Origin of the sequence: Streptomyces canus, from assembly GCF_001514145.1 — a bacterium.
In the GTDB taxonomy this organism is placed as follows: domain Bacteria; phylum Actinomycetota; class Actinomycetes; order Streptomycetales; family Streptomycetaceae; genus Streptomyces; species Streptomyces canus.
Genome location: NZ_KQ948661.1, coordinates 207,989 through 221,437, shown reverse-complemented (window position 1 = coordinate 221,437; position 13,449 = coordinate 207,989). Strand labels below are relative to the sequence as shown.

Here is a 13,449-nt window from a genome sequence, read left to right as displayed (position 1 = left end):
GGTCAGGCCTGAAGCAGCGCCACGCACGACTCCCCGGGCACATGCAGCACCCCGTCCGCGCCCGGTGCCTCCACGGGCTCCCAGGCCGCGAGGACGGCGGCCTCCCGGGGGCCGAGGGGGATCGCCGCCGGAGACTTCGCGAGGTTCACGGCCACCCGGACGTCCCCGCGGCGGAAGGCGAGCCAGCGCTGGTCCGCGTCGTAAGCGACCTTGGTGTCGGCGAGGTCGGGGTCGGTGAGGTCCGGCTGTTCGTGCCGCAGCGCGAGGAGCCGGCGGTACCAGGCGAGTACGCGCGCGTGAGGGTCGCGTTCGAGCTCGGACCAGTCGAGGCAGGAGCGGTCCCGGGTCGCCGGGTCCTGCGGGTCGGGCACGTCCTCCTCGGCCCAGCCGTGCTCCGCGAACTCCCGCCGCCTGCCCCGCCGTACGGCCTCGGCGAGCTCGGGATCGGTGTGGTCGGTGAAGAACTGCCAGGGCGTGCCCGCCGCCCACTCCTCACCCATGAACAGCATGGGCGTGAAGGGAGCGGTCAGGGTGAGCGCCGCCGCACAGGCCACCAGGCCGGGGGAGAGCGACGCCGCCAGCCGGTCGCCCACGGCGCGGTTGCCGACCTGGTCGTGGGTCTGGGAGTAGCCGAGCAACCGGTGCGCCGCCGCGCGCGTACGGTCCAGTGGGCGCCCATGGCTGCGGCCACGGAAGCTGGAGTAGGTGCCGTCGTGGAAGTAGCCGCCGGTGAGGGTCTTGGCGAGCGCGGCCAGGGGCGCACGGGCGAAGTCGGCGTAGTAGCCCTGGGACTCCCCGGTCAGCGCGGTGTGCAGGGCGTGGTGGAAGTCGTCGTTCCACTGCGCGTGCAGCCCGAGACCGCCGTCCGCTCGGGCCGTGATGAGCCGCGGGTCGTTCAGGTCCGACTCGGCGATCAGGAACAGCGGCCGCCCCAGCTCGGCGGCGAGGGTGTCGACAGCCGTCGACAGCTCCTCCAGGAAGTGGCACGCGCGCGTGTCGGCGAGCGCGTGCACGGCGTCCAGGCGCAGGCCGTCGATCCGGTAGTCCCGCAGCCAGGAGAGCGCGCTGCCCAGCAGAAACGCGCGCACCTCGTCGGATCCGGGCGCGTCCAGATTGACCGCGGAACCCCAGGGCGTGTGGTGCGTGTCCGTGAAGTACGGTCCGAAGACGGGCAGATAGTTGCCCGACGGACCCAGATGGTTGTGCACCACGTCCAGGACGACCCCCAGGCCCAGCTCGTGCGCCCGGTCGACGAAACGCTTCAGGGCCTCGGGACCGCCGTAGGGCTCGTGCACGGCCCACAGGGACACGCCCTCATAGCCCCAGCCGTGTCGCCCCGGGAAGGGGCACAGCGGCATCAACTCGACGTGGGTGACGCCGAGTTCGGCGAGGTGGTCGAGACGGGCGGCGGCCGCGTCCAGGGTGCCCTCGGGTGTGTAGGTGCCCACATGCAGCTCGTAGAGGACCGCGCCAGGCAGCGGACGGCCCGCCCACCGCGTACGCCATGCGTACCGCTCCTGCTCGACGACCGCGCTGAGCCCGTCCGGGCCGTCCGGCTGACGGCGCGAGCGCGGATCGGGAAGGACGGGGCCGTCGTCCAGCGCGAAGCCGTAGCGGGTGCCGTCCCCGGCCTCCGCCTCGCCACGCCACCACCCCGGGCGCTCCGGATCGCGCTCCATCGCGCGTGCGCCCTCGCAATGGAGCGTCACACGGCCGGCCTGCGGTGCCCACACCTCGAACTGCACGGACGGTCCCCTTCGTCTGCTCACCGTGATGTAGCCCGTCCATGGTGGCGTCAAACGCGATCAATCCGCCTGTGAATCTTCCCCTTTGCGGCAGGTGTCGTCAGGTACGTGCCGGTGACGGGCGTTGTCTCGTTTTCTGGACACCCGGGGTTCACTGCCCGACAATCACCAACGTGACGTCGTCCTTCGAGTTCAACACGTACCCCGCGCGGCTGTCCGACGCGGAGCGCGACAAGGTGCTGAAGGTGCTCCGTGACGGCGTCGCCATGGGCCGCCTGTCGCACGACACGTTCGTGCGCCGCATGGAGCTGGCCCTCATCGCTCGCCGGTCCGACGAACTCGCCGCGCTCACCGTCGACCTGCCCCAGGAGAGCCGCGTCTCGCGCCTGGTGTTCGGCACCGTCGAGGCCGTCTCCGGCTTCACCGTACGGCTGCGCAGGGCGTGGCAGGCCGAGCGCCTGCCCAAGCTGCTGCTGCCGCATCCCGGCAGCGGCCACGCGCTGCGCATCGGCCGCGATCCGGCGAACGGCCTGCGGCTGACCCACGAGACGGTCTCCCGGGTCCATGCCGAACTCAGCCGGCAGGGCGGCATGTGGGTCCTGCGGGATCTCGGTTCCACCAACGGCACCACGGTCAACGGCCGACGGGTCATCGGTGCCGCCGTCGTCCGTGAGGGCGACCAGGTGGGGTTCGGCCGGATGGCCTTCCGGCTCGCGGTCAACTGAGCACAACCTCACCTCTGGCCTGGGATTTACGTGCCGTCGCGACCTAAAACCCTGTCCGTCGCGCGGTGTTGACGTACCCCTGAACTCGTGACTGACTGTGCGTACACCATGCACACCAGGTGAACCGACGGCACCACATTGTGGAGGTGTGCCCTGCCGCCCCTCCTCCGCTACCCGACCGTCGACGAACTCGGCGCACGGGCCGCAGCGCTCGTCGCCCGCCACCCCGCAGACGCCCGACTGCGCCGCGCCGGCACCTCCCGCGCGGGCAACCCCCTGTGGCTGCTCTCCGTCGGCCACGGCAGCCGCCAGGCCCTCGTCGTCGCCGGTCCGCACGCCAACGAGCCCGTGGGCGGCGGGACCGTCCTCAGGCTGGCCGAGCGGGCGCTGGCCGACCCCCGGCTCACCGTCGAGGCCGACGCCACCTGGAACCTCCTGCTCTGCCTCGACCCCGACGGCCTGCGCCGCAACGAGGGCTGGCTGCGTGGCCCGTACTCCCTCGACCGCTACTTCCGGAACTTCTTCCGGCCCGGCTTCGGCGAACAGCCGGAATGGCTGCCCGACGGCGCGGAGGCCGCCGCGCTTCCGGAGACCCGCACCCTCCTCGCCCTCCAGGACGAACTGCGGCCCTTCCTCCAGTGCTCCCTGCACGGCGTCGACGTCGGCGGCGGCTTCGTCGAACTCACCCGCGACCTGCCCGGCCTCGCCCGGCGCGTCGCCCACACGGCGGCCCGGCTGGGCGTCCCCCGCGAGCTCGGCCCGTACGACACCCTGTACTGGCCGTGCCTGGGCCCCGCCGTCTATCGGATCCCGCCGCCCCGCCGCGGCGACCTGGCCGCCGCCATCACCGAGGCCGCCGTCGAGTCGACCTGGTACCACCCGCACCGGCACGGCACCGTGACCGCCGTCGTCGAGGCACCCATGTGGGGCGTGGCCGCCGTCGAGGACGGCGGCACACCCGCCGACGCGGCCGCCGTGCTGCGCACCGTCAGCCACACACTGCGCCGTGACGCACGCCTCTTGGAGGACGTCCTGGCGCGGATCCGCCCGCAGGTGTCGGACGCCCCGGACGCGGCCCGCCTGCTCGCCCCGGTCGAGGACTATTTACTGGTCGGCCCCGGACTCGCCGACGCCTGGGACCCCGACGTCATCGACGGCGGCCGCCCGCTGCCCCCGCTCAGCACCGGCCACCTGGCCGCGCTGCGCATCGCCGGACGGCGCCTGGCCCTGCGCACGGCCGGGCTCCTGCACCAGCTCGTGACCCGCGCGGGCGCCGACCCGGCCGGGGCCCTGCCGGAGCTGGACCGGCTCATCGACATCTGGTGCGCCGACTACCACGACGGCTTCGGGGCGCGCTGGATCCCGGTCCCGCGCCAGATCGAGTACCAGTCGCGGGTGGTGCTCGCCGCCTTCGAACTCGCCGCGCGGCACGCGCCCGCATGCTCCCGTTCGGGTGAGCCGGGGTGGGGTTCCGAGGCTGCCGTGCCGATGCATCGGGAATGACGTTCACGATCACAGCGACGGCGGTACGGCGAGCGGCACGCGCGGGTCTGACGGTGGCGGCCGTCCTGCTCCTCGCCGCCGCGGCTCCCGCGCCGACCGGGCCTTCCACCGGAGACCACCTCTTCCTCATGGTGACCAAGGGCGACGGCCGCTCCGGCGACACCCGCGGCACCCTCCTGCTGTGCGACCCGCCCCAGGGCCACGGCCGGGCAGCCGAGGCCTGCGACCAACTCGCCGCCGTCAACGGCGACATCGGCTCACTTCCGCCTGCGGACGGCTACTGCACGATGCTCTACGCACCGGTCACCGCCCAGGCCGACGGAGAGTGGAACGGCCGACCGGTCGAGTACCGGCAGACCTTCCCGAACGGATGTGTGATGCGGGCGCGGACCGGGGCGGTCTTCGCCCTGGAGAGCTGAGGCGTGACGTGTGGCGTGGTGACGCACACACGCGTGGAGCGACGTCGGCTCAGTCCGCCCGTACGCGCGCGTGCAGCGCCACCGCCACGACCGTGCGGGCCTGGTGCTCCACCTGGTGCTCCAACGGCACCCAGCGGGCCTGGAAACGGTCCGCGAAGGCGTCGCTCCAGGCCTTGACGAGCCCTTCGAGACGCGGTGCCGCGCGGTCGTCGGCCTCCCGCAGGACCCGCAGCAGCATGGCCGCCGCCCGCAGCGGCAGCCGACGGGAGAACGCGTCCACACTGCCGATGTACGCCCTGGTCTCGTCGGCGGGCCGGGTGCCGATCCAGTCCGCGGCCAGTCCCGGAACCAGCCCCAGGCTCCAGGTGGCGGCCCGCAGCAGCGGCCCGTCGACGCCCTCCAGACGCGGCAGCGCATCCGCCAGCACCCGGTCCACCGCCCGCGACTGGCGCAGCAGCCGGCCCGCCAGCCGCCCCATCGCCGCCGCCGGCGTCGGATGCGGCGCCGGATCGTCCACCAGGTCGCTCGCCCACATCGGCACCTCCACCACCGCGGTCAGACCGCCGTAGCGGTGCGCGTGATACCAGGTGCTGCGCCGCGCGTCGTCCGGCATGCTCGGGTAGGCCGCCCCCGCGCCCGGCGCCGGCATCACATGCACCCCGGGCCCGGACGCCGGCCAGCCCGCCGCGTCCGAGGCAGCGGTCTCCACCGGGATGTGCAACTCCGCCGCGGACTTCGAGAACGGCTCGGCGAGGCCCGGCACGTCCTTCGTCAACTGCACCCAGCTGCCGCCCAGATCGGTGCCGTGCAGAGACACCTGGAGGTAAGGGCGCAGTTCGTCGATCAGCCCGGTCAGGATGCGGGTCTCGGGCGGCAGCCGATCGGGCGGCAGCATCGCGGGCGCCCACTCCGGCTGCTCCTCTCCGGCGGGCCGGAAGAAGCCGAGGTGGTAGTCGAAGAGGCTGCGCGGAGCCGGGGTGACATGGAGACTCGCCCCGTCCGGATCGGCGCACAGCAGGAAGTGCCAGGACGTGCCCGATCTCAACTCCCGCTCGGCCAGGACCCGTGCGGCCACCGACAGGGCGGCGGGGCCGCCGGTCGGTTCGTTGGAGTGGGCGCCCGCGACCACCAGGACGGCCCGGCGGGCATGACCGATCGACAGCACATGCAGGGGCCTGCCCGCTCGCGAGACACCCACCTGCCTCAGCCGGCAGACGTCGGGGCGCTGTGCGGCCAACGCCCTCGCGGACAAAACCAGTTCGGTCACCGTGGGGTAGCGCAGCTCCGGCAGGAGACTCACCCCCGACACGTCCGACCGGCCTCGCAGTTCGCAGTACCCCACGGTCTGGTTGAGCTGTCAAGCGCGCCGTGGGGGAGCCTCCAGGGGGCGCCCGGAGGCATTTGCCGGCACCTGGTAGAAGTGTGGGTGCCGACGGGGTTGCCCACGCGCCTGCGCCCCCTCCAGCGACTCGGCGTCACTGCTGGTGCAGCGTGGAATGCGGCCCGAGGACCCGGCCGCCGCCGGTCTCCGTCACCACCTTCGCGATGAAGGCCGCAGGCGTCACCGCGGCGGTTGGGACTGGACCTGATTACCTGCTGACGAGAAAGGGCTATCCCGTGGAACACCTCTACGTGGCCGCCGAGGGCGACGGCACTCCGGACACGGGCAACCAATTCCGCACGAGACCTGAGACCGAGGGCTGCGGCACGTAGGGCAGTGCTGTACCCGCCGGGGCCGCCGCGGCGCTCGTGCCGCTCACCGGCGCGGCCGAGGCCTTCGCGGACCTCCTGCGCAAGACCCGGCCGCAGACGGCCACCCCCGCCTCATCCACTCGCGCCCGGTCAGTCCGTGGCGACCCGCTCCAACAGCGCCACCGGCGACTCGCCCAGGAGCTCCGCCACGCGCGCGTGCCCGGAGAACTCCCGCTCCGGCACCAGCGCATCGCGCCACACGCCCGGCGGCAGCGGCAGCACCGTCTCCCGCCAGCCGCCCGCCTCCGCCAGCCGCAGCGACAGCCGGGTCACCGCGGTGACCACCTCCCCGGAGCGCACGAACGCCACGCAGTGCGCCGCCGAGGGCCCCTCCGCGACCAGCGGCGTGTACGTCGCCGCGTCACCGAAGACATCCGGCCGGCGTCGGCGCAGCCGCAGCGCCGCTGCCGTGAGCGCGCCCTTGTCGCCGGAGTCCTCCGGCGGGAAGCGCACGGGTCGCCGGTTGTCCGGGTCCACCAGCGCCAGGTACGTGCCCTCCGTGCCCTGGTACACGTCGGGCACCCCGGGCATCGTCAGCTGCACCAGGGCCGTACCCAGCTCGTTCGCCCGGATGTGCGGCACGAGGCGACTGCGCAACGCGGCCACATGGTCGCCCTGCGGCCCGCACGGCCCGGCCGCCACGAACGCCGCCACCGCCCCCTCGTACGCCGGCTCCTGCTCCGTCCAGCTGGTGTACAGCCCCGCCTCGCGCACATGCTTCAACAGCGCCTCCTGGATCCGCTCCGGGGCCGCGGGGCCGAGCCCGAACACCGTCTGCCAGGCCGCCCACGCCAGCTGTGCGTCCGGCACACCGTCGCCGGCGCGGGTCACCTCGGCCAGCGTGTCCGCCCACCACTCGGGGCACTCGGTGAGCACGGCCAGGGCCGCACGCACGTCGGCGCTGCGCTTGGTGTCGTGCGTCGACACCACGGTTCCCGTCAGTGGCCAGTCGCGCTGCACGCGCGTGCAGTAGGCGTGGAACTCCTCGGGCGAGACCGCCGGGCTCCCGGGATTCCCGCCCACCTCGGTCGCCGACAGCAGCGGCACGTACCGGTAGAACGCCGTGTCCTCCACGGACTTGGCCCGCAGCGCCGACGCCGTCTGCGCGAACCGCGTCCGGAACTCCACATGGTCCGGCCCGTCACCGGCCCGCCCCAGCACCAGATCACGTACGACGTCGACGGCGCCCGCCTCCTCGGGGATCACGAAGGCCGGCCGGGCCTCGGCCGCGGCCTCCTCGGTGACGACGGCGGCGGCGTCCGAGGAACCGTAGGGCCGGTAGACCTCCATGCGCACCAGGAGTTCCTGGAGCGCGGTGCGCAATGCCCAGGGTGCCCGGTCGCGCAGCGCGGGTTCCGGGGACGCGGCACACACGCGTGCCGCGACCCGGGTCAGCCGGTCGGTCTCGGTGGCCAGCTCGTGTGTGATCACCTTGTACGCCGCCCGCCGTGCCGTCGCGGCCCAGTCGCCGCCGCGGTCGGTCTGCGGGGCGGCGAAACGCCGGTACTGGCCGAGGAGTTCCCCGAACCCCGCCGGGTCCGTGAACAGCCCGTCGATGTGCCGCAGGGCGTCGTAGCCCGTGGTCCCCGCCATCGGCCAGGAGGCCGGCAGCTGCTCTCCGTCCGCCAGGATCTTCTCCACGACCGTCCAGCGCCCGCCGGTCGCCTCGTGCAGCCGCTGGAGGTAGGCGTCGGGGTCGGCGAGGCCGTCGGGGTGGTCGACCCGAAGTCCGTCGACCACTCCCTCGTGCAGCAGCTGGAGGATCTTCGCGTGGGTGGCCTCGAAGACCTCCGGATCCTCGACCCGCACCCCGATCAGCTCCGAGATGCTGAAGAAACGCCGGTAGTTGAGTTCCGTACGGGCCAGCCGCCACCAGACCGGCCGGTACCACTGCGCGTCCAGGAGCTGGGGCAGCGGGAGCTCCTCGGTGCCTTCGCGGAGCGGGAACTCGTGGTCGTAGTAGCGCAGCACCCCGCCGTCCACCCTGAGGTTGCCGAGCTCCGCGCCGACCGGGTGTCCCAGCACCGGCAGCAGCAGCTGACCGCCCTGTGCCTCCCAGTCGATGTCGAACCATCGCGCGTACGACGACTTCGGCCCCTCCCGCAGCACCTCCCACAGGGCGCGGTTGTGGCGCGGGGCCATCGCCATGTGGTTCGGCACGATGTCCATCACCAGACCGAGCCCGTGGTCCCGCGCGGTGCGCGACAGTGCCCGCAGCCCGTCCTCGCCGCCCAGTTCCTCACGCACACGCGCGTGGTCCACGACGTCATAGCCGTGCGTCGAACCGGGGACGGACTCCAGGACGGGGGACAGGTGCAGGTGCGAGACGCCGAGCGAGGCCAGGTACGGCACGGCCGCCGCCGCAGCGGCGAAGGGGAACTCGGGCTGCAGTTGCAGCCGGTACGTGGCGGTCGGCACCGACGGGTCGGGTCGCTCAGATGTCATGCAGACCTACGTACCCGCCCTGCGGCCTTTCGTGTCATCGCGTGGCCCATGTGCGTGGGACGCGGACGTGGGAACGGAACGGTCCCGTCGTGACGTCGGGGGCGCGACGGGACGGTGCTGTCCCGCTGACGACGGCGCGACGGTACCGTCCCGTCCCACCGTCGACGCAGCGACGATACCGTCCCGTTCCGACGTCCGACGTCCGACGTCCGACGTTCGGCGGCACGACGGTACGGTCCCGTCCGCACGCCGACGGCGCATCCGACCTCGTACCCCGGACGCGCCGACAACGCTCCCCACGCGCGCGTACCCCCGTGACGGGCACACGAACACCCTGCTAGACGGGCCGTTGCAGCACCACCATGCTGCGGTCCACCAGCGTCAGCCGATCCCCGGCCGGCACCTTCACGCCCGTGCCCGGCGGCACCCCGTCCGGGCGGCCGGTGTCGACCACGACCTGCCACTGCCGGCCGTGGTTGACCGGCACCACGAAGTCCAGCGCCTTGGGGGAGGCGTTGAACATCAGCAGGAACGAGTCGTCGGTGATCCGCTCCCCGCGGGGGCCGGGCTCGGAGATCGCGTTGCCGTTGAGGAAGACCGTCAGCGCCGAGGCCTGCGCGCGGTCCCAGTCCCGCTGGGTCATCTCCTTGCCCTCGGGCGTGAACCAGGCGATGTCCGACAGCTCGTCGTGGGTGCCCTCCACGGGCCGTCCGTGGAAGAAGCGGCGACGGCGGAAGACCGGGTGGTCCTTGCGCAGCCACACCATCGCGCGCGTGAAGGCCAGCAGTTCGGCGCCGAGCCCCGTTTCACCGGAGGCTTCGGGCCATCCCACCCAGGCCAGCTCGCTGTCCTGGCAGTAGGCGTTGTTGTTGCCGCGCTGCGTGCGCGCGACCTCGTCGCCGTGGCTGATCATCGGCACGCCCTGGGACAGCATCAGCGTGGCGATGAAGTTGCGCATCTGCCGGGCGCGCAGTTCCCGCACCGCGGGGTCGTTCGTCTCGCCCTCCGCCCCGCAGTTCCAGGACCGGTTGTGGCTCTCGCCGTCGCGGTTGTCCTCGCCGTTGGCCTCGTTGTGCTTGTCGTTGTACGAGACGAGGTCGTGGAGGGTGAACCCGTCGTGGCAGGTCACGAAGTTGATGGACGCCAGGGGACGCCTTCCGTCGTCCTGGTAGAGGTCGGAGGAACCGGTCAGCCGGGACGCGAACTCCGCGAGCGCGCGCGGCTCGCCCCGCCACAGGTCCCGTACGGTGTCGCGGTACTTGCCGTTCCACTCGGTCCACAGCGGCGGGAAGTTGCCCACCTGGTAGCCGCCCTCGCCGACGTCCCACGGTTCGGCGATCAGCTTCACCTGGGAGACCACCGGGTCCTGCTGCACCAGGTCGAAGAAGGACGACAGCCGGTCCACCTCGTGGAACTGCCGGGCCAGGGTCGCCGCGAGGTCGAAGCGGAAGCCGTCGACATGCATCTCGGTGACCCAGTACCGCAGCGAGTCCATGATCAGCTGGAGTACGTGCGGGGACCGCATGAGCAGCGAGTTCCCGGTGCCCGTGGTGTCCATGTAGTACCGCTGGTCGTCGGTCAGGCGGTAGTACTGCGGGTTGTCGAGCCCCTTGAAGGACAGCGTCGGGCCCAGATGGTTGCCCTCGGCGGTGTGGTTGTAGACGACATCCAGGATGACCTCGATCCCGGCCTCGTGCAGCGCCCTGACCGCCGACTTGAACTCCAGGACCTGCTGGCCGCGGTCGCCCCAGGAGGCGTACGCGTTGTGCGGGGCGAAGAAACCGATGGTGTTGTAGCCCCAGTAATTGTTCAGGCCCATGTCGACCAGGCGGTGGTCGTTCACGAACTGGTGGACGGGCATCAGCTCCAGGGTGGTGACGCCGAGCTCCACCAGGTGCTCGATGATCGCGGGATGCGCGAGGGCCGCGTAGGTGCCGCGCAGCTCCTCGGGCAGCCCCGGGTGCCGCATGGTGAGGCCCTTGACGTGCGCCTCGTAGATCACCGTCTCGTGGTACCCGATCCGGGGCCGCCGGTCGTCGCCCCAGTCGAAGTACGGGTTGACCACGACCGACGTCATGGTGTGCGGCGCCGAGTCGAGATCGTTGCGCTTGTCGGGCGAGTCGAAGTGATAGCCGTACACCTCCTCGCCCCAGCGGATGGAACCGCTGATCGCGCGCGCGTACGGGTCGAGCAGCAGCTTCGACGAGTTGCAGCGCAGGCCGCGCTCGGGTGCGTACGGGCCGTGCGCGCGGAAGCCGTAGCGCTGTCCGGGCATCACGCCCGGCAGATACGCGTGCCGGACGAACGCGTCGCTCTCGCGCAGTTCCACCGCCGTTTCCGAGCCGTCGTCGTGCAACAGACACAGCTCTACTCGGTTCGCGGCCTCCGTGAAGACCGCGAAGTTGGTGCCGGCGCCGTCGTACGTGGCACCGAGTGGATACGCCTCTCCAGGCCAGACCTGCATGGAACGACTCTTTCAGGTGTCCCGCGCCCCGTGTGGCGCCTTGGGCTCGAGTGTCCACGAAAGTGATGGAACCACCTATGACTTACGTCCCTCTTACCGATCGACCGGTGCCACAGGACGATCACAGAATCGGCCTGGGCCGAACAAATGGGGCAGAAACGTACTCCCGGAGTTGCCCGGGGAGTAGGGGGAAGATGTGCGCAAGATAGTGCACCGCCACCTCGGGAAGGTGGTGGCAGGTGCGGCCATCGCGGTTGCCGGGACCGCCGTGATGATCGGGATCACCCTGCCCGGCACGGCGGGGGCGGACGACACGGGAGGCGGCAAGACGGCCGCAGGACAGTCGGCGGCGCAGGCGGGACAGGGCGCGGACGGGGCCGTCGCGCCCGGGGTCGTCGAACAGGCGCCGGCCGCCGAGGGTGAGAAGGGCAAGGGCCGCGACCCGCTCACCGACGACGAGATCCAGCGGGTCGAGCAGATCGCCGTGAACCCGCAGCTGCGCAATGCCAGTGAGGACGTCGAGGGCGACCGTGGACCGGAACGGCTCACCGTCGACCTCGCCGACCCGAAGGCCGGCGAACTGGACGACCCGAACGCGCCCCGCCGCGCGGACGTGACGTTCTACGACTACCGGGACGACACCCTCGTCACCAGGACCGTCGACCTCGACAGCGGCAAGGTCGTCGCGACCGGTACCCAGCACGGCGTCCAGCCGCCGCTGAGCAGCGCCGAGTACGCCGAGGCCGCGAGCCTGCTGATCGCCGACCCGCTGGGCGCGGACCTGAAGGCCGACTACAAGGACGCCACCGACAAGGAACTCACCGACCCCAACCAGCTGCTGCTCACCGGCGCGGTGTACCGGGCGGTTCCCGGCGGTCAGCCCGCGGCGCTCGACAAGTGCGGCGAGCACCGCTGCGTGCGGCTGTTCCCGAAGGTGAAGAACGGCCCCTGGATCGACGCCAGGGCCTTCGTGATCGATCTGAGCGCCCGCAAGGTCGCCAAGCTCGAGAGCTGATCCGCCTCCCTCAGTCCACTTTTCCCACCTGCTCCTTCCGCAAGGGAGTCATTTCTTCATGCGTGTCAACAGAATCAGCCGTGCCCGCCGGCACGCGGCCCTCGGTGTGTCCGTGGCCGCGCTGGCCGCCGGTGTCACGACCGGTGCGGGACCGGCCGCCGCCCAGCCGAAGGCCGCCGCGGCGGCCGCCGCGGAGTGCAGCGCCGCCTACAAGATCGAGCAGAAGCTCTCCAGCGGCACGACCTGGCGGATGTGCTGGCGCTACGACAGCAAGGCCGGGCTCGTCCTGGAGAACATCTCCTACCAGCCCAAGGGCGAGGCCTCGCCGATCAAGGTCCTCAACAGTGCCCGGCTCGGTCAGATCCACGTCCCCTACGACGACGGCAGCGTCGAGTACGACGACCTGACGGGCTTCGGCTTCGCGCAGGGCCTGATGAACCTGGACCCGGGCGAGTGTCCCGGCGGCACCATCAAGAGCGTCAAGGTCCCGGACTCCTGGGACCCGGACCACCCGGACGTCAACGGCCTGTGCACCACCACCCGCTCCCGCGGCCACGCCTACCGCATGCAGGGCGACAGCGCGAACAAGGTCTACCAGGCCCAGGGCAAGGACCTGCTCGTCTACTCGGTCAACCAGGTCGGCTGGTACGAGTACATGACCGAGTGGCGCTTCCAGGACGACGGCACCATCACCATGAACCTCGGCGCGACCGGCAGCCTCTCCTTCGAGGACTACGACGCCGGGGACGGCCGCGGCTGGCCCATCGGCAAGGGCCCCCGCGCCCAGGCCACCAGCCACAGCCACAACGCCTTCTGGCGCCTCGACTTCGCCCTCGACGGCTCCTCCAAGAACCGGGTCGAGCAGTACGACTCGACGGTCACCGCGGCCGCCCAGGGCCAGCAGGCCGCGACCGTCAAGACCACCCGCACCCCGGTCACCAAGGAACTCGCGGGCGACGCCAAGAGCTACCGCTGGTGGCGCATGGTCAGCGCGGTCGGCAAGAACAAGGACTGGCACCCGCGGTCGTACGAGATCGTCCCCGGTCCGAGCACGAAGTACCCGGGCCGCAGCTTCACCAAGCACGACGTGTACTTCACCGAGTACAACCAGTGCGAGCAGTTCGCCAGCAACAACACTGGCAACTGCGGCACCGGAGCGGGCAAGTCCGTCGACAAGTGGGTCAACGGCCAGGCCCTCACCCACCCGGTGGTCTGGATGAACGTGGGCTTCCACCACATCGCCCGGGACGAGGACCAGCAGCCCATGCCGGTCCACTGGCAGGGCTTCTCCATCGCCCCCAGGGACGTCACGGCTATGAATCCGCTCACTCCGGCCGAGCTCGCCGGACAGAACGGCCACTGGGAGTTCGGTAGTTGAGAA

At 71.7% G+C, this 13,449-nt stretch carries 9 protein-coding genes; 5 read left to right on the top strand and 4 right to left on the bottom strand.

Going from position 1 to position 13,449, the window contains the following annotated elements; genetic code table 11:
• Positions 1-2 precede the first annotated feature (2 nt).
• Positions 3-1,745 (bottom strand): malto-oligosyltrehalose trehalohydrolase, encoded by a 1,743-nt coding sequence (treZ, locus tag AQJ46_RS20800; protein ID WP_059207034.1) that lies wholly within the window; start codon positions 1,743-1,745, stop codon positions 3-5.
• Positions 1,746-1,918: 173 nt separating this feature from the next.
• On the opposite strand from treZ, the gene AQJ46_RS20795 reads away from it, so the two are divergent.
• From AQJ46_RS20795 to AQJ46_RS20785, 3 genes are all read left to right on the top strand, one after another.
• Positions 1,919-2,470, top strand: a complete 552-nt coding sequence (locus AQJ46_RS20795; RefSeq protein WP_059207033.1) for a DUF1707 and FHA domain-containing protein — start codon at positions 1,919-1,921, stop codon at positions 2,468-2,470.
• Positions 2,471-2,608: 138 nt separating this feature from the next.
• Positions 2,609-3,973 carry a M14 family zinc carboxypeptidase gene (locus AQJ46_RS20790; RefSeq protein ID WP_059207032.1) on the top strand — a complete coding sequence of 455 codons (1,365 nt, stop codon included), beginning with the start codon at positions 2,609-2,611 and terminating at the stop codon, positions 3,971-3,973.
• Positions 3,970-4,392 carry an SSI family serine proteinase inhibitor gene (locus AQJ46_RS20785; protein ID WP_059207031.1) on the top strand — a complete coding sequence of 141 codons (423 nt, stop codon included), beginning with the start codon at positions 3,970-3,972 and terminating at the stop codon, positions 4,390-4,392. Before AQJ46_RS20790 ends, AQJ46_RS20785 begins: the two co-directional genes overlap by 4 nt.
• Before the next feature lie 49 nt (positions 4,393-4,441).
• On the opposite strand, the gene AQJ46_RS20780 is transcribed toward AQJ46_RS20785, so the two are convergent.
• The 3 genes from AQJ46_RS20780 to glgX all read right to left on the bottom strand — a co-directional run bounded on the left by AQJ46_RS20780 (position 4,442) and on the right by glgX (position 11,053).
• Positions 4,442-5,692, bottom strand: a complete 1,251-nt coding sequence (locus AQJ46_RS20780; RefSeq protein ID WP_059207030.1) for a M14 family zinc carboxypeptidase — start codon at positions 5,690-5,692, stop codon at positions 4,442-4,444.
• 542 nt (positions 5,693-6,234) lie between these two features.
• On the bottom strand, positions 6,235-8,589 hold the full coding sequence (gene treY, locus AQJ46_RS20775) for a malto-oligosyltrehalose synthase (protein WP_059207029.1): 2,355 nt from the start codon (positions 8,587-8,589) through the stop codon (positions 6,235-6,237).
• A 337-nt stretch (positions 8,590-8,926) separates the two neighbouring features.
• Complete coding sequence (gene glgX / locus AQJ46_RS20770; protein WP_059207028.1) at positions 8,927-11,053, bottom strand: glycogen debranching protein GlgX; 2,127 nt, start codon at positions 11,051-11,053, stop codon at positions 8,927-8,929.
• A gap of 196 nt (positions 11,054-11,249) precedes the next feature.
• On the opposite strand from glgX, the gene AQJ46_RS20765 reads away from it, so the two are divergent.
• Complete coding sequence (locus tag AQJ46_RS20765; protein WP_057611068.1) at positions 11,250-12,068, top strand: hypothetical protein; 819 nt, start codon at positions 11,250-11,252, stop codon at positions 12,066-12,068.
• A 58-nt stretch (positions 12,069-12,126) separates the two neighbouring features.
• The gene (locus AQJ46_RS20760) at positions 12,127-13,446 is read left to right on the top strand and encodes a copper amine oxidase (RefSeq protein ID WP_059207027.1); all 1,320 of its coding nucleotides are present in this window, start codon (positions 12,127-12,129) and stop codon (positions 13,444-13,446) included.
• Positions 13,447-13,449 lie beyond the last annotated feature (3 nt).

What these genes read in the sequence shown, in the direction of transcription:
- AQJ46_RS20785 (WP_059207031.1), top strand. Translation starts at nt 3,970, where the DNA reads ATGACGTTCACGATCACAGCGACGGCGGTACGGCGAGCGGCACGCGCG.
- treY (WP_059207029.1), bottom strand. Translation starts at nt 8,589, where the DNA reads ATGACATCTGAGCGACCCGACCCGTCGGTGCCGACCGCCACGTACCGG.
- glgX (WP_059207028.1), bottom strand. Translation starts at nt 11,053, where the DNA reads ATGCAGGTCTGGCCTGGAGAGGCGTATCCACTCGGTGCCACGTACGAC.
- AQJ46_RS20760 (WP_059207027.1), top strand. Translation starts at nt 12,127, where the DNA reads ATGCGTGTCAACAGAATCAGCCGTGCCCGCCGGCACGCGGCCCTCGGT.